The following is a 21,970-nucleotide window of genomic DNA, read 5'->3' on the forward strand; positions in this document are numbered from 1 at the left end:
TTGGTGTTATTTTATGAGTGGCGGTTCTCCAGCGCTCTCTAATGATGTGTCCTTTTTCTTATTTTAATAGTCGTGCTGCTATGTCCACCCCTTCTGATTTGCATTCCAAGCCCCGCTCGGATGCGGCTCAACCGCTCAACCTCCCTTCCTCTAAGTTTACTTTTTGGCTCGTGTTATGTGCCATGATTTTACTGGCCACCAATATGCGCGCGCCCATCGTCGCGCTCGGTTCTATTGCGCCAGTAGTTCAAGAGGCCCTCAATATCTCTGAAACCCAAATCGGTTGGCTGGGTGCGGTACCAATGCTAACCTTTGCGGTTGGTGCGCTTATTGCCCCAACGATTGGTAAGCGTTTTGGTCTTGAGAATACCTTGATTGCGATGATTGCACTCCTAACTTTTGGTATGGTTATCCGTACGCTCATTCCGACTTGGATTGGGTTTTTGGGTGGTACGGTGCTGTTGACCTTAGCCATCGGTTTTGCCAATACCTTAGCTGCGCCAGTGATTAAGCAGCGTACGCCTAATCATATTCCGCTAATTACAGGTCTGTTCAGTCTGACCATGACGGTAAGCGCAGGTATAGTCGCCGGCGTGGTATTGCCGCTATCTGAATATATTGGCTGGCAGTGGGCACTGGGTGGTTGGTCATTCTTAGGACTCTTTGCGATTATTATTTGGGTATTTTTACGCCTGCGTTTGGGTTCGTCCAATAATCAGGCCGCCATCCCTATTCCGTCAGGATCTTCAAATATCTCAATGTGGCGGACGCCATTTGCTTGGCAGATTGCTATTTTTATGGGCTTGCAGTCGTTGCTATTCTATACCGTAGCCAGTTTTTTACCGTCTATTTGGCTGAGTAAAGGCCTATCTGCGGTTACCGCTGGGCAAATGGCTTCGGTGTTTCAATTTATGGCGCCAGTAGCTATTTTAAGCTTAACTTGGCTGGTCAATCGTGGTCGTCCTATTCAAGCCTTAGCGGTATTCGCAGCTGTTTTGAACGTTGTTGGCGTATTGGGCATTACCTATCTGTCTGCTGATTTGGCATGGTTATGGTCAGGAATCATGGGCATTGGCTGTTCTGCGATTTTTACTTTGAGTATGATGCTATTTTCACTACGCACTTATACGGCCAATCAGGCCAGCGAGTTATCGGGTATGGCGCAAGCAGTCGGTTACATCATTGCATTTTTTGGCCCACTCGGCACCGGTTGGCTACATGAAGCAACTGGCAATTGGGACTTACCGCTATTGATCATGTTAGTTTTGATGATTGGTAACGTTGCTATTGCATGGATGGTTAGTCGTCCGGTTATGGTCGATGGTAAGCGAATATAAGATATATAGAGTTGTGACACATACGCTGATGTTAGTTGCAACAGACTAACTATTTACCTGTACTATCGGTCATCAATATTCGCTAAGATTGGGCTTTGATTGAACAGCGCATTGTTTGTTACCCCAAAGCTTGTTAAATAAGGCGCGTTAAACACTCACAAATAGACTTTGTTGAATGCTTAACGTGCCTTAATATTTGCTACACTGGACTGCTTGTATATAGGACAAAATAACCATGATAAATCTCTTCCCTAGTTCAGCTAAGCGCTCGGCTATACAACGCTCTTATCACTATGTAGCGGTGGCGTTGCTGATGATAACAATGACGCTGAGCGGTTGCCAAAAACAACCTGAATCAACTAACGCAACTGACAATCAAACTACCAATACTCAAGTTACGGTCAATCAACCGACGACTGAGACTTCGACTCAAACTGGCCAGCAAGAAAGCAGTGAGTCGCTGACCATATTGGCATTAGGAGATTCACTTACCGAAGGTCTTGGGGTGGCGAAAGAGGGTAACTATCCTGCTCAGCTACAAGCGCGTTTGCAAGAGTTGGGCTATAAAAATATTGAGGTTATCAATTCAGGCCTAAGTGGTGAGACCAGTACTGGTTTGGTTAATCGTTTGGACTGGGTATTACAGACTAAGCCTGATATTACCATTTTAACAATCGGCGCTAATGATGGCATTCGTGGTATTGACGTGGCAACTGTCGAAGCTAATATTCGCACCGCCGTTAAGCGTTTACAGGATAATGGCAGTCAAGTAATTCTAGGCGGTATGCAGATTTATGACAACTTAGGTAATGATTACGTCAACTCATTCGCAGCGATGTATCCGAGAATAGCCGAAGATATGAACGTAACGCTCATTCCGTTTGTATTAGAAGGCGTGGCCGCTGATCCAAATCTCAATCAAGCCGATGCTATTCATCCGACTGCCGAGGGCTACACTATTATCGTTAATGATAATATCTTACCAATATTAAAACCCGAGCTTGAGAAAATAAAAGCGAATCAACAAGATTTATCCGTGCCAGTAGACACATCAGAAAACACAAAAATAGCCACGCCAACTGAGACCACACAATGACCTCATTAGACTTAACCACTGCATCAGAAGCAGAATTAAACTCAGCATCAACTGGCAATGAAGCACTGCTTACCGCCTCACAATTAAATAAAACCGTCCATGTTGGTGAGCAAACGCTGTCCATTATCAAAGACGTGGACATTTATGTGAATGCTGGTGAGTTCGTGGTCATTATGGGTAAGTCAGGCTCGGGGAAATCTACTTTGCTAGGATTGCTAGCAGCTTTAGATTATCCTGATAGCGGAACAGTGATGTTAGTCGATCAAGCATTAAACACCTTAGACGAAGATGCCTTGGCTGTTATCCGTCAGCGTGATATGGGGTTTGTCTTTCAGTCGTTTCATTTATTGCCCACATTAACAGTAGCTGAAAACATTGCTTTCCCGCTTGATATTGCCCGCCGCCCTGATAAATTACGAGTGACTGAATTGATTGAAGCGGTTGGACTGGGTGATAGGCGTAACAGCTTGCCCAGCCAATTATCAGGTGGTGAACAGCAACGTACCGCAGTAGCGCGAGCACTAGTATCACGTCCAAAGATTGTATTTGCTGATGAGCCTACCGGTAATTTAGATGAACAAAATGCCAATCAGGTCATGCAATTATTATTAGATTTGAGGGAACAAGTTGGCTCCGCACTGGTAGTAGTGACTCATGATGCGACACTGGCTAAAATGGCCGATCGCGTGATTACCATGCATGATGGACGGATTCTAGACTAATGGATAATAAGTTAATGGACAGTCGTCCACAAAAGCGGTCAGCAAATCAGTCACCAGAGCCTTCATCAAATGACAGTAGCGTTATTAACCGATTATTTGGTAGCACCTTAGGATCGCAGGCGCTAAGCCGCAGTTGGTGGCGACGTTGGGTCTATCCAGTACTGTTCTTAATCACCCTAACGCTATCGCTGGCCACTTATCTAACCCTCGACTCCATCCAACAGTCGGTGAATACTTATATCAACGACAATCAGCGCGCGCTAGTTGGCGGTGATTTGATATTGTCTAGTAATCAAGACTGGCCAGCAGAAGTATTAACGCAAGTACAAACGGTCGCTGATACCCAAACGGTCTACGACTATCAGTTTAATGCGATGATAGTGACTGATGAGCAGACCTTACTTGCGCGCGTTAAGGCCGTATCAGTTGCTTATCCATTATATGGAGAGGTAGAGCTGGCTTCCGGTCAACCGTTATGGCAACAGCTGACTAAAGACAGCGTGGTGGTAGCCCCTGAAGTTCTTAGCAGTTTAAACGTAAGCGTCGGGGATCGTATTACGATTGGCGAGGCGCAATTTACGATTAGCGACGTGCTGACCAAAGAGCCAGACCGTCCGTTGACCGCGTTTGGATTTGGCGGTCGCGTGCTGATGCAACAAGACGCGCTTGCCGCTACCAACCTATTAGGTCAGCGTAGCCGTATTAGCTATCGTATTGAGCTGGCAGGTGACCCAGAGCTGATGGCGACCCAGCGTGATCAATTGACGCAGATAATCACTAACTATCCCGATATTGAGCTTTCCGATGCCGAGTCAGCAGATACCTCGGTCTCGCGCATCTCCGACAATGTATTGATGTTTTTAAAGCTATTAGTCATTGCCGTCTTGCTGTTGTCTGCTGTCGCTATGTATGGTGTGATTACTGCTTTTGTCACCAAGCAACAGTCCAATAATGCGATTCGCCTAGCTTTAGGTGAGCCTATCGGGTCACTTAAACGTAGCTATTATCGCCTATTGATGGGAACGGCTGTCATTGCTTGCATCGTAGCGGTAATACTTAGTCTCGCCCTACTCAAGGTCGGTCAGCCCTATCTTGTTGCTATTTTGCCGGCAGATATTGGCTTGGTAGTTAAGCCAATCAGCGCGATTAAAACCTTTGTGATCGCGTTAGTGCTCACTTTATTAATCACTCAACGCGGTCTTAGCGCGCTTAATGATACTAGGCCTGCGACCTTGCTCAACCAAGGTGTCAGTCAACAAGCGCGCGAGCTGCCATGGTATCGACGCCTACCGTTATTGTGGTATGGGCTGATGTTAACAGGGCTGTATGCGTTTTTTGCCTACGAAGTTGGCTCCTGGGTACTCGGTGCACAGTTACTTATCGGCTTAGTGGTATTCATTGCCATATTTTGGGCATTGGCACGCGGTTGGTTGTGGCTACTTTCGCGCGTTGCAACGGTCTCAAAGATAAGCTGGATGCAGCGTATTGCTATCCATAATCTTGCCCGTAAAGGCAATCAGTCTGCGTTATTCTTCGTTACTTTATCGCTATCGGTAGCGGTATTGACCCTGATTACCACCCTTAACCACAGCATCAACGCGCAGTTTGTGAATGCTTATCCTGAGGATGCGCCTAACTTATTTTTGCTCGATATCCAAAGTGATCAACACGACGCCATTGATGCCATAATTGATGCCCCTGTCAGCTACTATCCAGTCATCCGTGCGCGTGTTGTGACCGCTAACGACGTCCCCGCGCAAGATATTGAGCCTGCTGAGGGCTTTGATGATCCTACGCGAGTATTTAACTTAAGTTATGCAGATACGGTAATGGAGACCGAATTTATTACTTCTGCGGTGCAAGATGACTCGCTTTATGCGCCTATTAATGAACAAGTCCAGCAAAAAGATCAACAACAAAGCCAGCAACAAGTACAGCCTCTATCTATCTTAGATACAGCAGCAAGTATGCTCAACGTAGAGATGGGCGATCAGGTGCGCTTTAATATTCAAGGTATTGAGATTGTCGGGCAAATTACCAGTATCCGCTCGCGCTATGAGCGTGGTCCAAATCCTTATTTTTACTTCTTATTTGAACCGTCAGTGTTGTCTACTGCGCCGCAGATTCAATTTGCTACCACTCACGTGCCAGCAGATAGCATTCCCGACCTGCAAGGCAAGCTGGTACGTCAATTCCCTGCTGTCACCACTATTGACGGCACTGCCATTGCAGAGCAAATCCAAGGGTTGGTCACGCAAATGAGTCGTTTGGTTTATGTCTTTACCTTGTTGGCATTATTAACTGGCATTATGGTATTGATCAGCTCATTGTTATCTACTTCGCAAGATAGGATGCAAGAAAGTGCGTCGTTCCGTCTGTTAGGGATGCAAAAGCGCGACTTATATATGCTCAATATTCTAGAGATCGGACTATTAGGGGTTAGCGCTGCGGTGTTCGCCATCACAATTGCCAGCCTTGGCGCTTGGGCAGTGATTACCTACTGGTTTAATCTACAGTTTAGTATGCCGTGGGCGAGCATAGGTATTGGTTCGCTAGTATTACTTGCCTTGTTATTTAGCATATCCATTGTTTATGTACGCTTAGTCATTGGGCGCGGGATTATGGCACGGGTACGAGCGATGATTTAACGTTTTGATAGTATTGCCAAAAACTTAAAGCTAACTTGCAGCCAGTTTATAGATAACGATCAAGACCTGTATTAAGCTACCAAGTTCTACGATTGTTAGGCTCCAAAAATCTAATAATCGTAGCTTTTTTTAGGATTGGTATAGGCTTACTTAAAGTTTGCTATTTGTTATACTAACGTCTAAATGATTTATTTTATATCACTTTACAACAGTACGGTAACCTTATGAATTTTTCAAAATTTGGCCAAAAATTTACCCAGCCAACAGGTATTTCGCAACTCATGGATGACTTAGGCGATGCGTTAAAAAGCGATCAGCCAGTCAATATGCTGGGCGGTGGTAATCCTGCCAAAATTGAGGCCGTCAATGAGCTATTTTTAGAGACTTATAAAGCGCTTGGCAATGATAACGATACGGGTGAATCCAATAGCAGCGCTATTATTAGCATGGCGAATTACTCCAATCCGCAAGGTGATGCTGCCTTTATCGATGCGTTAGTTGGCTTCTTCAATCGTCATTATGATTGGAATCTGACGGCAGAAAATATCGCTCTGACCAATGGCTCACAGAACGCCTTTTTCTACTTGTTCAATTTATTTGGCGGGGCATTTACAGATGAGCACAGTCAAGATAAAGGAAGCCAGTCCGTAGACAAGTCTATCCTACTGCCATTAGCGCCTGAATATATCGGTTATGGTGATGTGCATATTGATGGTCAGCACTTTACTGCGGTATTACCGCATATCGATGAGGTGACTCATGATGGCGAGGAAGGATTCTTTAAATATCGGGTAGACTTTGAGGCGCTTGAACAATTACCTGCGCTCGTTGAAGGTCGTATTGGAGCGATTTGCTGTTCACGTCCGACCAACCCAACCGGCAATGTGTTGACCGATGAAGAAATGGCGCATTTAGCCGAGATTGCCAAACGTTATGACATACCGCTTATCATCGATAACGCCTACGGTATGCCGTTTCCCAATATCATTTATTCTGATGCGCATTTAACTTGGGATGACAATACGATTTTATGTTTTAGCCTCTCCAAAATCGGCTTGCCGGGCGTACGTACTGGTATTGTCGTTGCTCACCCTGAAGTAATCTCTGCCGTTAGCGCAATGAATGCGGTGGTGAACTTAGCCCCTACTCGCTTTGGTGCTGCGATTGCCACGCCATTAGTAAAAGATGACCGTATTAAGCAGTTATCAGACAATGAGATTAAGCCATTTTATCAGCAGCAAGCAAATACAGCAGTACGTTTATTAAAAGAAGCATTGGGTGATTACCCATTATCGATTCATAAACCGGAAGGTGCGATATTCTTGTGGCTATGGTTTAAAGACTTGCCTATTACTACCGTCGAGCTGTATGAGATTCTCAAAGAAAAAGGTACTTTGATTGTTCCAAGTAAACACTTCTTTCCTGGTGTCGATGTAGACAACTATAAGCATGCGCATGAGTGTATTCGTATGAGCATCGCGGCTGATGAGCAAACGCTGATTGATGGTATTAAGGTCATTGGAGATGTGGTAAGAGAGCTGTATGATAATAAGTAGGTTAGTACTAGTAACAGCCTATCCTACTTAAACTCATCTCAAAATAGACTAACCCAGTCTATGATCTTTGTTTTAATAATCTGGTTGGTTTCGTAACTGATTGGAAAGTCTTTGTCCATAGGGTGAGCGCATAGAGTACGTAAGAGAGCAGGCAAGTATTGATTAGGTCATGGATGCTTGCTCTTAGTTCTGCGCTTCCTATCCCTGAGATACCTAGCTCTGCAATAGTATGGCGGTTATCCAAATACTCGCCTAATAAGGCGATACCCGTCACCATGATTAAAGCGATAAATGACCTGATACTATATTTTCTGAAAATTGGACGAAGTAGGATTAAACTCAATAGATAAACGCTGATGCCCACATAAATATGTAGGGCATCTTTTTCTAGTCCTGTGGCATTCATGATGCCTATCTTAAAGATATAAAAATCCACTGTGTTTTCCACATATAAGGGAATAGGAAATAACCAATAATAAAATAAGAATAAAAAAGAGTTTGCGACAATGCAAATTCTCTTGCGTGAGGGCAAAGCAGTGCTTTGCTCCTTCCTCGCTCAGGTTACACATTTGCTAACCTACCCCAATCCTAAAACAAATATTTAACCCTCGTTTATCTAAATATCCCAATCCACAAAGTTCTTTAACAACTGCAGCCCTGCGGTATGGCTTTTTTCGGGATGGAACTGAGTGGCAAATAAGTTATCTTGCAAAATACTAGCACAAAACGGCTGCCCATAATCACAAACAGCGGCTACTTGTGTGCTGTTTGCTGGCTCGCAATAATAGCTGTGCACAAAGTAAAAGTGCGAGTTGTCTTCAATGCCATGCCACAGTGGATGATCAAAATCCATACCGTTAATGGTATTCCAGCCCATATGTGGTACTTTGATTTGGGCACCTTGTTCATCTTTCCATGCTGGATCAAAAGCAGGCACTACCCCGTCTAGAATACCCAGACACGGTGTGCCGCCATTTTCAGCAGACTGCTCAAATAACGCCTGCATACCCACACAGATGGCCATCACTGGCTTGTTAAACACCGCGTGACGTATCACCTCATCAATACCTGCATCAACCATGCCAGCGATACAATCACGCATAGCACCGACACCCGGGAAAAAAATCTTATCGGCAGCAGCGACGACTTTTGGGTCATTGGTAATAAAGACTTCCGCACCAACTGCTGATAGTGCTTTACTAGCAGAGTGCAAATTTCCCATACCATAATCTAGTAACGCAATTTTGGTTACTTTGCTCATCTAGAACGCCTCTTTAGTCGATGGCAAGGTATTTAACGCCCGCTCATCATACTCGCATGCCATACGTAGCGCTCGTGCAAAGGCTTTAAAGGTACTCTCGATTTGATGATGGCTGTTTTTACCTTTTAGATTGTCCAAATGCACCGTCATCCAGCTATGGTTCACAAAACCATAGAAAAATTCGCTGAATAAATCCACATCAAACCTGCCCACATGCGAGCGGGTAAAGGGAACGTCCATATGTAGGCCAGGACGACCAGAAAGATCGACGACCGCACGGCTTAAGGCTTCGTCTAATGGTGCATAGAAGTGTCCATAACGACGAATACCTTTTTTGTCGCCTAGCGCTTTAGCAAAAGCTTGGCCAAGAGTAATACCCGTATCTTCAACACTATGGTGATCGTCAAGGAAAGTATCGCCGGTGCACTTAATCTCCAAATCAAAAAGACCATGACGCTTAATTTGATCGATCATATGGTCTAAGAACGGCACACCGGTATCTACAGTACCTTGACCCGTACCATCAAGATTGACCGTACAGATCACTTGGGTCTCGGCAGTGATACGCTCAACGGTTGCAGTACGTGCAGCACGACCATGTAGGTTGTGGCCTGATGATGAAGCGGTACTTTGATCTTGAGCTTGTGAAGTAGAATTGGCTGTCATGGCTATCCTCTGTTAAGTATAAAAACATTCAATAGAGATGGGGCTAAGAGTAAGCCCCTAATATAAAAATAATAAATAGTAATTAGTGAAAACGGGTCAAAATCGTTCTATCCTATCTAAGAATATCGGAATTGAGATTAAGATAGGCTGATCATTATCTATCTTCATCATAGCAAACCCTAGGATTTACTGCCACGACCAAGCAGTAAACTGCACGCAAATTTGTGCCATTCTGCTAAAATAATGTATTGAGTATTATTAATCATTGCCTCACACTCATTATCTTTCGTTATGCCACACCAAATGAGCAAAGAATAGGAACCAACTATGCCTTTAGAAGCGATTGCGATCAACGACTTGGATGCGCCACTCATCAAAAAACCTGCCCGCGAACATGAATTATCGGAGCGCTTGCACGCACTATATGATGCCGATGATAGCCAACCTGACGGCGCAGAAGTGTTGAGCATCATTGAACAAGGTTTTAAACGGGGACAATACTTGTATGTCGGTATGTTCAATGACAAACCTATCGCAGCCGTATGCTGTTTTGATGATGGGCAAACGGATGCCAAGCGCTTGCAATACTTAACAGTACATCCAGAAAACCGCAATCGCGCGATTGATGCTAAGTTTATCAAGCTGGTTTATGATGCTGAAATCAAAAAAGGGGTACGTGAGTTCGTGCCTGTTGATCCTGATATTCATCACATTATGACTGAATACGAGCTATTGCGGGTTAAAGACTAATAGCGCTTGTTTTAAATAACAGATAAGAATGTTTTGAACTATAATTCTATAACAGGCTATTTCTTGTCTTTTATACAAATAAAGAAAAAATAACTTGACAGTAGCGCCTATATTTAGTTTAATAGCGTCCTCAACGAAGACGGCTCGATAGCTCAGTCGGTAGAGCAACGGATTGAAAATCCGTGTGTCGGCAGTTCGAACCTGCCTCGAGCCACCATCTCGTTATTAGAATTCTAAAAACCCCGAACAGTAATGTTTGGGGTTTTTTTATGTCTATGAATTATGATTTTAACGAACATTGATAACGCCCTACTGTCACCAATTGATAACACTCTTATGCTGTTTTTTACGTCGGCGTACTGATTATACTCAAAGTAGAGACAATAAGAAAATATAGCATTCATTAGGTAATAAACTATGAGAGAATTTGATTATGATTTAGATTATAAAAATCTAGATCTGCGGGCCCAGCCTGAATTATACCGTGTGGGTCGCGGTGAGCAGGGTGTATTATTGGTTGAACCGTATAAATCTGAGATATTGCCGCATTGGCGTTTTGCCACACCTGATATCGCAACCGAAAGCAGCGAGACGATTTATCAGATGTTTTTAGATTATCTGGCTGCTGACGACTTTGTTGGTGCTGATATGGCACGCAAATTTATCCAAATGGGTTATACGCGAGCGCGACGCTATGCCAATCATAAAGGTGGCAAGAAATATAAAGGCCCAGTCCCTGACGATAAAAAAGGCCAAAGTGGCGCCCATGGTCGTGAAGAGCTACCGCGCCAAGAGGAAGACCCAATCAAAGCAGAATCCGCGCGAATCTTTAAGGAGACTTGGGATAAATGCCGCGAGAACGAAGACTATTTAAAGATGAAAGCTGAGCATCGTGAGCGCTATAAAGAAATTGAATGAAGCTATTAAATAAGTCAAAAAAATTAGAATTAATAGTTTGCTGTGCTAAGGTAATGGAAGTTAAAAAAAGTATAAAAAACCTAACTAACAGGCGAAAAATAATGAGTGAACGAGTTAATAACAAGCAACTGTTAATATTTGATTTTGATGGCACTCTGATTGATAGCGTACCAGATTTGGCAGATGCTACTAACAATATGTTGCAGCAGCTTGGCAAGCCAACTTATTCGCTTGATACGATAAAAGAATGGGTGGGTAATGGCTCAAGATTATTGATAGAAAGAGCTTTGATTGGTAAGACAGCAGTAGAAAAAGGTGAAGTCTCAAAAGAGGAAGCCGACCATGCCGAGCAAGTATTTTTCGAAGCGTATAGTAATATCAGTCGGAGTAAAACCTTTGCTTATCCTAATGTCGATAAAGGATTGCACCAATTAAAAGAGGCGGGTTTTACTTTAGCCTTAGTCACTAATAAGCCCATACGCTTTGTACCTAAAATTTTGGAAGGTTTAGGCTGGACGCCATTATTCGATATGGTGTTAGGCGGTGATAGTCTGCCTGTCAAAAAACCCGATCCTGCGCCGCTACTACACGTCTGCGAAACGCTTAACTTTAAACCTGCCCAAACCATTATGATTGGAGATTCTATCAATGATATCTCAGCGGGCAAGAATGCTGGCATCGATACCATCGGATTATCTTACGGTTATAATTATGGTAAAGATATCCGTGATAGTAAGCCAAATCAAGCTTTTGATCACTTCAAAGAATTGCTTAGCTATCTTTTAGTAGATTAAGCAGCTTACAGTCAAAACTCTAACAATCAAAAATTTAAGCCGATAAGTTTTTACGTTAGACCCTTATGATGTCATCTCAAAAATTAAAGTAGCGAATTTAACAGCGCTATTTCTTTGTGAGTGCTATAAAATTATAGAGATGTTTGATATGACGACCGTACCTAGCGACATAGCCATTGCCCAAAACGCGACCTTACAATCCATCAATAGCATAGCTGCAAAAATTGGCCTATCTACCAATAATATAGAACCTTATGGGCACTACAAAGCGAAGATAAATTCGAATGATGTTTTTGCTAAGCCTGTTAAAGCCAAGCGTAGTAAATTAATATTGGTCACCGCTATTAACCCAACGCCTGCCGGTGAAGGTAAAACCACAGTCACTATTGGTCTAGCGGATGCTTTAAATCGTGTGCATCAACAACAAAAATCTGGCGAGATAACGATGGTTGCCTTACGTGAGCCCTCGTTAGGTCCAGTATTTGGCATTAAAGGCGGTGCCGCTGGTGGCGGCTATGCGCAAGTGTTACCGATGGAAGATATTAACCTGCATTTTACGGGTGATTTTCATGCTATCAGCGCAGCAAATAACTTACTGGCGGCACTATTAGACAATCATATTTATCAAGGTAACGAGCTTAATATCGACCCAAAACAAGTACTGTGGCGCCGTGCTGTAGATATGAATGATCGTCAACTGCGCAATACTATCAGCGGTATGGGCAAAACTACCGACGGCGTCATGCGTGAAGATGGTTTTGATATCACTGTCGCCTCTGAAGTGATGGCTATCTTTTGCTTAGCTACCGATTTGGCTGATTTAAAACAACGTTTGGGTAATATATTAGTTGCCTATAATCGCGATAAGCAGCCCATTTATGCCAAAGAACTAAAAGCCCAAGGCGCAATGGCTGCTTTACTCAAAGAAGCACTGCAGCCAAATTTGGTACAGACTATCGAAGGTACGCCTGCTGTCGTTCATGGTGGTCCCTTTGCCAATATTGCCCACGGCTGTAATTCAGTGATCGCCACCCGTGTTGCTATGCATTTGGCAGATTACACCCTTACCGAAGCGGGCTTTGGCAGCGATCTTGGTGCGCAAAAGTTTTTTGATATTAAATGTCAATTGTCAGGGCTGACCCCAGATGCCGTTGTCATGGTAGCAACCATTCGGGCTCTAAAGTACAACGGCGGTATTGCTAAGGATGAGCTGACGACTGAGAATTTGCTAGCGCTTGAGCAAGGTCTACCCAACTTATTCAAACATATAGAAAATATGCAAAACGTCTATGGCTTGCCGGTGGTGGTCGCTATCAATCACTTCATCAGTGATACCGATGCTGAAGTTGATCTAATAACACAAGCCTGCAAGGCAAAAGGCATTGAAGTTGCTCTAACGCAAGTATGGGAAAAAGGGGGTGCGGGCGGTGAAGTGTTGGCTGATGCTTTACTAAAACTACTCGACAACCATGATCCTCTACCTAGCCAATTTCGCTTAGCATACGACAATGATAGCAGTGTTGAGGATAAAATCCGTACGATTGCTCAGCGTATTTATGGGGCAAAGGATATAGCAATCAGTAGCCTTGCCCAGTCCAAGATAAATCGGCTAGAGGCACTCAAGTTAGATAAGATGCCTATCTGTATTGCTAAAACTCAGTACTCGCTCAGCGATAATGCCAAGCTGCTTGGGCGACCTACTGGCTTTGATATCCATGTACACGATATTAGCATCTCTACTGGCGCAGGGTTTATTATAGTGATTTGCGGCTCTATTATGAAAATGCCAGGTCTGCCTAAACATCCTTCAGCCGAACGTATTGATGTGGACGACGTTGGCAATATCACAGGCTTGTTTTAGTTTGCTTTTAAAAAATGAATTAAAGCTATTTATTATAGTTGCTATCACTTACTCCGATAGCTAAGTGCCTCAGACACATGAGCACTGGTAATATCAAGACTGTCTGCCAAATCAGCAATGGTACGCGCTACTCGCAAGACGCGATGATATCCTCGCGCCGATAGATTGAGACGCTGTTGTGCTAATTGCAGTAGCTGCTGTTCGCCCTCGCCTAACTGAACGTACTCATCGATTTCACTGGGGCTAAGCTCGTTATTCACTTTTTGTTGCCGCTTCAATTGCTGTTTATGTGCAGTTGAAACCCTACTTCTTACCTTCTCCGATGTTTCACCGGCCGAGCTGTTTTGTAGATCCGCAATTGGTAATGCTGGTACAGTAATATGAAGATCAATGCGATCGAGTAGCGGTCCCGACAGCTTATCTTGATAGCGTTTAATTTGCTCAGGACGGCAACGACAACGTCCTGATGCGTCACCATCGTAACCACACGGGCAAGGATTCATCGCGGCGACTAATTGAAAGTTTGCAGGAAAGGTCATTTGGGAGTTAGCACGGCTGATAGTAATCTGCTTCGCTTCTAATGGCTGACGTAGCACCTCTAGTACACTTCGATCAAACTCAGGAAGCTCATCTAAGAACAGCACACCTTTATTAGCCAAAGTAATCTCGCCAGGTTTTGGACGTGAGCCACCGCCGACTAGTGCAACTGCCGATATCGTGTGATGAACTTGTCTAAACGGCCTTGTGCCATAATCATAATCGCTATCGGCTACTGAATAAGTGCTGGCAACTTCTAACGCATCTTCAGCGCTCAGATCCGGCAAGATAGTCGGCAGCCGTGATGCCATTAGTGTCTTACCCGAACCTGGAGGCCCTGTGAATAACAACGAATGCCCGCCTGCTGCCGCAATCTCTAACGCACGCCGTGCATGATGTTGACCTTTAACATCGGCTAAGTCTACTTGATAGCTGGCATGTTGCGGCGCTGGGCTTGGCGGTACGATATCCAAACGCCTATCCGTCGCATTAAGGTCTGCTAACGATTGCAGATGGTCGCAAACTGCTTTTAAGCTTTGAGCGGCTAATATTGTCACGCCTTCAACGCGGCTGGCCTCTGCACCGTTATTAGCAGGTACTATTAATTGCCGAGACTGTTGTTCAGATTTTAATTCTAACACCTCAGCCTTTATCGCCCGTGCTACTGCTAAGCTACCTGTTACTTGCCTAAGTTCCCCATTCAAAGCCAATTCCCCAATAAACTCAAATGCCGATAGCACATCCGGCTCAAGCTGATCACTGGCTGCCAAAATACCAATTGCGATAGGCAAATCAAGCCGCGCCCCGTCTTTAGGTAAATCAGCTGGGGCTAAATTGATGGTTAAGCGGCGATTAGGAAATTGAAAACCAGAATTAAGAATGGCAGAGCGTACCCGATCTTTGCTTTCTCGTACTGCCGCTTCGGGTAAGCCAACAATCGTCAATGCTGGCAAGCCTTGAGATAGATGTACTTCAATAATAACCTGCGGCGCGTGCAAGCCAACGACTGAGCGGGTGTAGACTTGAGCGAACGACATGAGATATACCTATCATAGCTGATATAGAGTGCTATTGATGATAGAGCATTATCTATCTACACGCAAATGTCGTGTCTTGTTATTGAAGAGCGTGTTGGGCTCAGATTGTTTATTTCCATGGACACAGAAGAAAACTCGCCGACCACCCCACTATAAGCAAGGATTTGTTATACTATAATTATCTATTAAGCCAAAAAGATCACTATAAAAGTGCTTATAACCTACTTTAAAATTGCTAGCAAAGGGTAGTCCATTCATTGGGTAGCAATAGCGCTAGTATAAGGAAAACTGCATGTCAAAATCTGATAACATCCCACCACAGCCTTATAATAATTCAAACGAACAACCCACCACTGACCGCCCTGTTGTTCAAGCAACTAGCCCTTACACTAGTCTACGAGGCACTAGTGGCAGTAAGCAGCTGCCAGCATTCGACGAAGCGCTTGTCAATAAATACAATCGTTCAGGGCCGCGCTATACCTCCTACCCGACCGCTTTAGAATTTTTGCCGATAGCTGATGATCTGGAGACCAAAATTTTGCAGAATCGGGAAGCGTACGCGCCGCTATCTTTATATTTTCACATTCCATTTTGCCGACATCTTTGCTACTACTGCGCTTGTAATAAAATTATTACCAAGAAAAATAGCGACTCAGGCGATTATCTGCAATATCTTATCGCTGAGATTAAGCACAAACGCAGCCTATTATCCATACCAAAGGACAGCACCAAACCCCTAGTCAAGCAGCTCCATTTAGGCGGTGGTACGCCAACATTTTTGCGGGATGAAGAGCTGGTGCAGCTTTGGGAGTTCTTACAAACGCAGTTTGAATTTTTGCCAGAAGATGAAGGCGATTATTCTATTGAAATCGACCCACGCGAGCTGGGGGATAATACCTTACAGACGCTACGTAATCTCGGCTTTAACCGGATTAGTCTCGGGGTGCAAGATCTAGATGAAGCCGTACAGATTGCTGTGAATCGGGTACATTCGGCAGAAATGATTGCTAATATCTTAAATGAAGCACGTGATTTGGGCTTTCATTCTATCAATATCGACCTGATTTATGGACTGCCGCATCAAACGCCTGCGACCTTGGACAAGACCGTTCGCCGTATTATTGAGATGTCACCGGATCGCTTATCAGTGTTTAACTACGCGCATCTACCCGAGCGTTTTAAAGCCCAACGCCAAATTAAAGAGAAAGATTTACCAGATCCAGCCGAAAAAATTACCATGCTCGGTAATACTATCAACACTTTAACTGAAGCGGGCTATCAGTTCATTGGTATTGATCACTTTGCTAAGCCTGATGATGAGCTGGCAGTGGCACAGCGCGAGGGTAAATTGCATCGTAACTTTCAAGGTTATACCATCATGGGTGACTGCGATTTATTAGGTTTTGGGGTCTCAGCTATCAGCCAAATTACCAACGTTAATAGTAGTTATATCTTACAAAACCACACTGACTTGCAAGTGTATCAGGACAATATTAATGCCGCGCGTAATAATTCTACTGTCATGCCAGCGGTAAAATATATCAAAACCTCAATCAAAGACCGTTTACGTGAATATGTGATCATGAATTTATTGTGCCATGATTATATTGACTTTAAAGACGTAAACCAAAAATTTGGTATCGATGCCGTTACTTACTTTATTAATGAAATTCAACAGCTCGGTGAGATGCAAAAAGATAAGCTGGTCGATATGGATATAGCTGGTATTCGTATTTTACCCAAAGGTCGCCTACTAGGCCGTAACGTGGCAATGGTATTCGATGAGTATCTTGAGAAGAAACACAAAAATCGCTTCTCTAAAGTAATTTAGTCCAAATTTACTAGCAATAAAATAGGCGGTTAGTATATTACTAACCGCCTATTTCTGTAGACTTACTTTGATGTATTGAGCTCATATAACCAGCTTAAAGCAGCGGCTATTACGCTTTTAATTTATCGCCTACCATCCCTTTAACCGTACTTAAAATATCAGCAGGAATGACCACCATCTTAGAGTTATCAGACTCAGCCAAATCTTTAATCGCTTTGATATATTGCTCACCGAGTAAGTAGATGATCGGCATGTCTTCCTCTCCTACCGCACCAGTAATGAGGCGAATTGACTCCTCTGACCCTTTAGCAAGGACTACCTGTGCTTCAGCATCGCGGCGTGAGGCCTCTAAGCGACCATCGGCCTCTAGGATAGCGGCTTGCTTTTGACCATCAGCACGAGTAACTGTAGCGCGGCGCTGACGTTCGGCTGCAGCTTGTTCTTCCATCGCCATTTGCATAGTCGCTGAGGGGTTAATATCTTGAATCTCGACTGTTTTTAAAGTAATACCCCAATCAGCAATATCTTCTGAGATCGCATGTTTGAGCTTGGCTTTAATTTCATCACGGCTAGACAGAGCACTATCAAGATCCATCTCACCAATGATTGAGCGTAAAGAGGTTTGTACTAGATTGCGAATGCCATATTCATAGTCTTCGATACCATAAACCGCTTTATCAGGACGAACGATATTAATATAGGCTACTGCGTTAGCGATAATAACTACGTTATCGCGGGTAATAACCTCTTGCGATGGGATGTCCAACACTATATCTTTGGTGGTGACTTTATAAGCAACTTTATCAAGAAAAGGAATAATAAGACTAAACCCTGGCTCTAAAGTTTGCTCATATTTACCAAGACGCTGGACAATCCATTTATAGCCTTGCGGGACAATGCACACACCTTTGAAAACGGTGAAGACCACTAAGGCGGCTAATACCAACATAACGATACTAACGCTATTCATGCTGTTAATGATGCTGTTCATGACGCTCTCCCTAATCCATTACTATATACGCTGCGGTAGTGTTATATATCTGTTATTCTAAAATGCGGTAATTCTTTGTTATGCTGAACAAGAGCCTTAATAGCTTAGTTGTCAGTAAACTTTTTCTTGAGACGGGTTCTATCAAGACCCGTTTTATTCAGACTCAGTTTACTATGCTTAATTTCATGATAATCAACGTCGTTGATCTTAAGTCTATCAATCGAAGGACGATTAGCAATGATAGGTGCTGCAATTCGTTTAGTAAGTGCAACGATAAGTTCATTACCAATAATATCGGTTACTACCACACGGTCACCTACTTCAACCTCTTCGTCATTTGTGCGACAAAACCATTCAGCAGCACCTACAATCGGCACACTAAAGCGTACACGCCCAAGTTCATCTGACTGTGGTTTGAGTACAATCATTCCGGTCTCACCGATAATAACACTACCACCAAGTCCTGCCTTAGTACGATCCACCGACAACGGCTTGATGTACTTGACCCAAGCAAACATAAACAACACGGATAGGGCCAACCAAATTAGGACTTGTAACATTAAAGGAATAGGCAGTAACCATGATAAGGCCGCAACAATCACCGCAGCGGTACCGAACCAAAGGCTGGCAAAGGTCGGGATAAATATCTCAGCAATCATTAACAAAAATCCCAATACCAACCAATGCCAAGGTTCAATCATCCAGATAGTCTCAATCATTGCCGTACCCTCCTTTATATTTCTAGCTTTCAATGTAGCATAGTTTTGAGGTTCACATTGCTTTAAAAATCAATCATATGCAGTTATCAACGGCTTAATAGAATAAAAAATATGAAAACTATTCGTAGAAGCGAAAAACAAAAAAAACGACCACTTAATAATGATCGTTTTTTGGTTTCTAAAATCTTATTTATTAAGCAGTATGATTACCTATCAGGTAACCTGTGCTGATAGACTTAGAATTTTAGATGTGCACCAACAGTCATAAGATCTGCGTCGCTGCCTAACATGTCATACTCAGCTTCGACACTAAAGTCAGGGTTAACTGAGTAACCAAGACCAACACCACCAGCAAGACTGGTATCGCTGTCTGAACCATTAAATGCATTTAGAGTAGTATTAGAGGCTTCTACTTCAGTTTTTGCAATACCCAATTTACCTTTGGCGTATAGACCAGTGTTTGGGAAAGCATAACGGTAGGTACCATAAGCACCATATGTTTTGGCGTCGATGTCACCACCTCTGTAATCAGCGTCATCGGAACCTACGTACTCGACTTCCATACCGAAATTAGGATCAAAGTTGTAACCACCGTATATACCGTACGCGGTTGGATCATCGGCGCCGTCTACGTCTAAGTCAAACTGACCGACTTTTACGCCGACATACGGTTGACCCGTATAGCCGTTACCATAAGAGACGGCCGCTTGTGCGCTAACACTCAATAAAGAACCAGCTGCTAGTGCGAGTAAAGTTTTTTGTAGAGTTTTCATCGTCATCTCCTTAAAATCAATTTTGACAAACAAGTTATTTATTTATACAGGCTGTTATAGCCATATCGCCTTGTCTGCTAACGATGTATACATAGTAACAAACTATTTCGTAAGCTCTGTCAGTGTTTAATAGTATGAGAGTTAACTTTTGAAAGCGTTTATCATCGTTTAAGTTACAAAGGCTTAGATATGAAATCTTTTGTTACAACCGCCAGATTCGTGTAATACTCTCTATCTATTCAGAGATGTTTTAACGGCTATCAAGTTTGAACATGGAAAAAATATCAAAGGACAACAACAAATGGCCAACATTATCATCACTCGTTTACAAGAAGCGCTTGATTCTCTTAAAGTCTCTCAGCAATACCGCCAGTTACCTAACCTTGACCATCAAGGCCACTATGTAACTTATAAAGAAAAAAAACTACTGAACGTTGCCAGTAACGATTATCTAGGATTAGGCGGCGATAGTGAATTGCAACTGGCATTTCTTGCGCAGATACAACAGCAGTCAATGCCTAAAATGAGTGCTACTTCTTCGCGGCTACTGACGGGCAACGATAAACAGTTGCAAGCACTTGAGAGCGAGTTGCAACAGTGGTATCAGGCAGCAGTAGGCATCCTTAAAGTCGACTTACTCCCAAAATCTGCTCTGGTGGTAAACAGTGGCTATCATGCTAATATTGGTATCTTGCCAGCATTAACTGCTTTGCCCGTCAAAACGCTTGTCTTAGCGGATAAGTTAGTGCACGCCAGTATCATAGATGGGATACGTCTCAGCCAAACCAAGCTGTGCACTTATCGGCGTTATCGACACAATAACTATCAGCACTTGGCGCTTATGATTGAGCAAGCTGAGGCTACCGTTGAGCGCATTATTATCGTGACCGAAAGCATCTTTAGTATGGATGGTGACCGCGCCGACTTGCATAAATTGGTACAACTAAAAGCCGCAGACAGTCGCATTGAGCTGTATGTGGACGAGGCGCATGCCGTTGGGGTGTTAGGCAGTCAAGGTTTGGGATTGGCAGAAGAGACCCAAACGCTAACGGATATCGATTACTTGGTCGGCACTTTTGGTAAGGCTTTTGCCTCAGTCGGTGCTTATATTCTTTGTGACGACGTGGTCAAACAGTGGCTAATTAATCACATGCGCTCGCTTATCTTTAGTACCGCGTTACCACCAATCAATCACGCATGGACGCGCTTTATTCTAGCAAAAATGCCACAGTTAAATAATAAACGTGAGCATTTATCTACGCTGACCTTACAGCTTCGACAAGCGATTGATCCACAATACAGGGTATCGTCAACGATACCCGAAACAACATCACAAATGACTTATAATTCGCCAATTGTGCCCTATATATTGGGTGATAACGCCAGCGCTATTGCCAAAGCACAACAGCTGCAAGATGCTGGTTTTTATGCCTTGCCCATTAGACCGCCCACTGTTCCTGCGAACACCGCTCGTATTCGATTGGTGATGAATGCTGCGCTGACTACCCAAGACTGCGAGCGTCTAATACAACAGTTATAACTCAACCGCTATAATAGCTACCTCCGTCATATTATTAAGCAATAACAGGCTTACTGGGATTCAATAAACCTATGGAAAATCATTCTGCACCGTACGATCTCAGTATTAGAAAACAGACCATCGCTCATCGTTTTTCTCGTGCTAACGATTATGAAAGGCACGCCGATGTTCAGCAGCAAGTCTGTCAGCTTTTATTAGCCAGTATTGCCCAACATAGCCAAGAAAGTGTGTTAGAGATTGGCGCGGGTACAGGACAGATGACCCGCTTATTAGCCACCCACCTAGAGAGCAAACGCTGGCTCATTAATGAGCTAGTCACTCAGAAAACAGCGACTCTACAGTCACTATTACCAGCAGCAGAAATAACCATTGGCGATGCTGAGACCATGGATTTAGGGGATACACATAGCTTGATCATTAGTGCCAATGCGGTGCAGTGGTTTGATGAACCATTGAGCTTCATTCAGCAATCGTATGCGCGCCTGCAATCTGGCGGGCAGCTACTATTTAATACTTTTACTGCCAATAACTTTTTGCAAATTAAAACGCTAACAGAACAAGGGTTGGCGTATCCCTCTATCGAGGCATGGCAACTGGCATTAAAGCGCGCTGGCTTTGAGAAGATTCAGTTATCGACTCATCGTTTCGATTTGCCATTTGCACGTCCCTACGATGTGCTTAAACACATGAAACTGACTGGGGTCTCCACCAATCAAACTCAGACAGCGGTTCAAATACAAAAAAAAACGCAAGACCAATCTACACCAAGATCAAGGACTAAACCTTTTTTTTGGACAAAAACTCGTTTACAACAGTTTGAGACTGCCTATTGGCAGCAATTTGCAGCGCAAGATGCCAATGGTCAGCCCTGTGTCAATCTGACTTATGAAGTGCTTATGGTCAGTGCTTTTAAGTCATAAAACTATCGCTTTC

At 43.6% G+C, this 21,970-nt stretch carries 18 protein-coding genes, 1 tRNA gene and 1 pseudogene; 13 read left to right on the forward strand and 7 right to left on the reverse strand.

Annotation, left to right across the window (positions count from 1 at the left end):
- Window positions 1-80 precede the first annotated feature (80 nt).
- From JMX97_RS08440 to JMX97_RS08460, 5 genes are all read left to right on the forward strand, one after another.
- On the forward strand, window positions 81-1,337 hold the full coding sequence (locus tag JMX97_RS08440) for a CynX/NimT family MFS transporter (RefSeq protein ID WP_227671529.1): 1,257 nt from the start codon (window positions 81-83) through the stop codon (window positions 1,335-1,337).
- Between the two features lie 235 nt (window positions 1,338-1,572).
- Complete coding sequence (locus JMX97_RS08445) at window positions 1,573-2,433, forward strand: arylesterase (RefSeq protein ID WP_201556885.1); 861 nt, start codon at window positions 1,573-1,575, stop codon at window positions 2,431-2,433.
- Window positions 2,430-3,155 carry an ABC transporter ATP-binding protein gene (locus JMX97_RS08450; RefSeq protein ID WP_201556887.1) on the forward strand — a complete coding sequence of 242 codons (726 nt, stop codon included), beginning with the start codon at window positions 2,430-2,432 and terminating at the stop codon, window positions 3,153-3,155. The genes JMX97_RS08445 and JMX97_RS08450 overlap by 4 nt, the downstream gene beginning before the upstream one ends.
- Window positions 3,155-5,803 carry an ABC transporter permease gene (locus JMX97_RS08455; protein WP_227671530.1) on the forward strand — a complete coding sequence of 883 codons (2,649 nt, stop codon included), beginning with the start codon at window positions 3,155-3,157 and terminating at the stop codon, window positions 5,801-5,803. Before JMX97_RS08450 ends, JMX97_RS08455 begins: the two co-directional genes overlap by 1 nt.
- Before the next feature lie 224 nt (window positions 5,804-6,027).
- Window positions 6,028-7,359: a valine--pyruvate transaminase gene (locus JMX97_RS08460; RefSeq protein ID WP_201556889.1), complete on the forward strand. Its 1,332-nt coding sequence runs from the start codon at window positions 6,028-6,030 to the stop codon at window positions 7,357-7,359.
- Between the two features lie 58 nt (window positions 7,360-7,417).
- On the opposite strand, the gene JMX97_RS08465 is transcribed toward JMX97_RS08460, so the two are convergent.
- The 3 genes from JMX97_RS08465 to hisB all read right to left on the reverse strand — a co-directional run bounded on the left by JMX97_RS08465 (window position 7,418) and on the right by hisB (window position 9,286).
- Complete coding sequence (locus JMX97_RS08465; protein WP_227671531.1) at window positions 7,418-7,765, reverse strand: hypothetical protein; 348 nt, start codon at window positions 7,763-7,765, stop codon at window positions 7,418-7,420.
- Window positions 7,766-7,975: 210 nt separating this feature from the next.
- Complete coding sequence (gene hisH / locus JMX97_RS08470; RefSeq protein WP_201556891.1) at window positions 7,976-8,620, reverse strand: imidazole glycerol phosphate synthase subunit HisH; 645 nt, start codon at window positions 8,618-8,620, stop codon at window positions 7,976-7,978.
- Entirely contained in the window at window positions 8,621-9,286 is a 666-nt protein-coding gene (hisB, locus tag JMX97_RS08475) for an imidazoleglycerol-phosphate dehydratase HisB (RefSeq protein ID WP_201556893.1), read from the reverse strand.
- 327 nt (window positions 9,287-9,613) lie between these two features.
- On the opposite strand from hisB, the gene JMX97_RS08480 reads away from it, so the two are divergent.
- The 5 genes from JMX97_RS08480 to JMX97_RS08500 all read left to right on the forward strand — a co-directional run bounded on the left by JMX97_RS08480 (window position 9,614) and on the right by JMX97_RS08500 (window position 13,609).
- On the forward strand, window positions 9,614-10,036 hold the full coding sequence (locus tag JMX97_RS08480) for a hypothetical protein (RefSeq protein ID WP_201556895.1): 423 nt from the start codon (window positions 9,614-9,616) through the stop codon (window positions 10,034-10,036).
- Window positions 10,037-10,177: 141 nt separating this feature from the next.
- Window positions 10,178-10,253 (forward strand) — tRNA-Phe (locus JMX97_RS08485).
- 200 nt (window positions 10,254-10,453) lie between these two features.
- On the forward strand, window positions 10,454-10,954 hold the full coding sequence (locus tag JMX97_RS08490; RefSeq protein WP_201556897.1) for a DUF4385 domain-containing protein: 501 nt from the start codon (window positions 10,454-10,456) through the stop codon (window positions 10,952-10,954).
- Window positions 10,955-11,055: 101 nt separating this feature from the next.
- The gene (locus JMX97_RS08495) at window positions 11,056-11,748 is read left to right on the forward strand and encodes a phosphoglycolate phosphatase (RefSeq protein WP_201556899.1); all 693 of its coding nucleotides are present in this window, start codon (window positions 11,056-11,058) and stop codon (window positions 11,746-11,748) included.
- Window positions 11,749-11,896: 148 nt separating this feature from the next.
- Window positions 11,897-13,609 carry a formate--tetrahydrofolate ligase gene (locus tag JMX97_RS08500; protein WP_201556901.1) on the forward strand — a complete coding sequence of 571 codons (1,713 nt, stop codon included), beginning with the start codon at window positions 11,897-11,899 and terminating at the stop codon, window positions 13,607-13,609.
- Window positions 13,610-13,653: 44 nt separating this feature from the next.
- Here JMX97_RS08500 and JMX97_RS08505 read toward each other — a convergent pair whose 3' ends face one another.
- On the reverse strand, window positions 13,654-15,183 hold the full coding sequence (locus tag JMX97_RS08505) for a YifB family Mg chelatase-like AAA ATPase (protein WP_201556909.1): 1,530 nt from the start codon (window positions 15,181-15,183) through the stop codon (window positions 13,654-13,656).
- A 292-nt stretch (window positions 15,184-15,475) separates the two neighbouring features.
- On the opposite strand from JMX97_RS08505, the gene hemN reads away from it, so the two are divergent.
- On the forward strand, window positions 15,476-17,014 hold the full coding sequence (gene hemN / locus JMX97_RS08510; protein ID WP_201556911.1) for an oxygen-independent coproporphyrinogen III oxidase: 1,539 nt from the start codon (window positions 15,476-15,478) through the stop codon (window positions 17,012-17,014).
- A gap of 109 nt (window positions 17,015-17,123) precedes the next feature.
- Here hemN and JMX97_RS08515 read toward each other — a convergent pair whose 3' ends face one another.
- From JMX97_RS08515 to JMX97_RS08525, 3 genes and pseudogenes are all read right to left on the reverse strand, one after another.
- Complete coding sequence (locus JMX97_RS08515) at window positions 17,124-17,984, reverse strand: SPFH domain-containing protein (protein ID WP_201556974.1); 861 nt, start codon at window positions 17,982-17,984, stop codon at window positions 17,124-17,126.
- A gap of 287 nt (window positions 17,985-18,271) precedes the next feature.
- Window positions 18,272-18,724 (reverse strand): annotated as a pseudogene (locus JMX97_RS08520) (NfeD family protein); the annotation flags it as partial.
- 236 nt (window positions 18,725-18,960) lie between these two features.
- Window positions 18,961-19,497: a porin family protein gene (locus JMX97_RS08525; protein WP_201556914.1), complete on the reverse strand. Its 537-nt coding sequence runs from the start codon at window positions 19,495-19,497 to the stop codon at window positions 18,961-18,963.
- A gap of 301 nt (window positions 19,498-19,798) precedes the next feature.
- Here JMX97_RS08525 and JMX97_RS08530 point away from each other — a divergent pair, with 301 nt between their 5' ends.
- Window positions 19,799-21,037: an 8-amino-7-oxononanoate synthase gene (locus JMX97_RS08530; protein WP_201556916.1), complete on the forward strand. Its 1,239-nt coding sequence runs from the start codon at window positions 19,799-19,801 to the stop codon at window positions 21,035-21,037.
- A 71-nt stretch (window positions 21,038-21,108) separates the two neighbouring features.
- The gene (locus tag JMX97_RS08535) at window positions 21,109-21,957 is read left to right on the forward strand and encodes a methyltransferase domain-containing protein (RefSeq protein WP_201556919.1); all 849 of its coding nucleotides are present in this window, start codon (window positions 21,109-21,111) and stop codon (window positions 21,955-21,957) included.
- Window positions 21,958-21,970 lie beyond the last annotated feature (13 nt).

The sequence above is a fragment of the Psychrobacter sp. 72-O-c genome, assembly GCF_904846605.1.
GTDB lineage: Bacteria > Pseudomonadota > Gammaproteobacteria > Pseudomonadales > Moraxellaceae > Psychrobacter.

Coding starts and splice junctions, on each gene's coding strand:
- JMX97_RS08530 (WP_201556916.1), top strand. CDS start 19,799: ATGGCCAACATTATCATCACTCGTTTACAAGAAGCGCTTGATTCTCTT.
- JMX97_RS08490 (WP_201556897.1), top strand. CDS start 10,454: ATGAGAGAATTTGATTATGATTTAGATTATAAAAATCTAGATCTGCGG.
- hisB (WP_201556893.1), bottom strand. CDS start 9,286: ATGACAGCCAATTCTACTTCACAAGCTCAAGATCAAAGTACCGCTTCA.
- JMX97_RS08450 (WP_201556887.1), top strand. CDS start 2,430: ATGACCTCATTAGACTTAACCACTGCATCAGAAGCAGAATTAAACTCA.
- JMX97_RS08500 (WP_201556901.1), top strand. CDS start 11,897: ATGACGACCGTACCTAGCGACATAGCCATTGCCCAAAACGCGACCTTA.
- hisH (WP_201556891.1), bottom strand. CDS start 8,620: ATGAGCAAAGTAACCAAAATTGCGTTACTAGATTATGGTATGGGAAAT.
- JMX97_RS08535 (WP_201556919.1), top strand. CDS start 21,109: ATGGAAAATCATTCTGCACCGTACGATCTCAGTATTAGAAAACAGACC.
- JMX97_RS08505 (WP_201556909.1), bottom strand. CDS start 15,183: ATGTCGTTCGCTCAAGTCTACACCCGCTCAGTCGTTGGCTTGCACGCG.
- JMX97_RS08465 (WP_227671531.1), bottom strand. CDS start 7,765: ATGAATGCCACAGGACTAGAAAAAGATGCCCTACATATTTATGTGGGC.
- JMX97_RS08495 (WP_201556899.1), top strand. CDS start 11,056: ATGAGTGAACGAGTTAATAACAAGCAACTGTTAATATTTGATTTTGAT.
- JMX97_RS08460 (WP_201556889.1), top strand. CDS start 6,028: ATGAATTTTTCAAAATTTGGCCAAAAATTTACCCAGCCAACAGGTATT.
- hemN (WP_201556911.1), top strand. CDS start 15,476: ATGTCAAAATCTGATAACATCCCACCACAGCCTTATAATAATTCAAAC.
- JMX97_RS08480 (WP_201556895.1), top strand. CDS start 9,614: ATGCCTTTAGAAGCGATTGCGATCAACGACTTGGATGCGCCACTCATC.
- JMX97_RS08515 (WP_201556974.1), bottom strand. CDS start 17,984: ATGAATAGCGTTAGTATCGTTATGTTGGTATTAGCCGCCTTAGTGGTC.
- JMX97_RS08525 (WP_201556914.1), bottom strand. CDS start 19,497: ATGAAAACTCTACAAAAAACTTTACTCGCACTAGCAGCTGGTTCTTTA.
- JMX97_RS08455 (WP_227671530.1), top strand. CDS start 3,155: ATGGATAATAAGTTAATGGACAGTCGTCCACAAAAGCGGTCAGCAAAT.
- JMX97_RS08445 (WP_201556885.1), top strand. CDS start 1,573: ATGATAAATCTCTTCCCTAGTTCAGCTAAGCGCTCGGCTATACAACGC.
- JMX97_RS08440 (WP_227671529.1), top strand. CDS start 81: ATGTCCACCCCTTCTGATTTGCATTCCAAGCCCCGCTCGGATGCGGCT.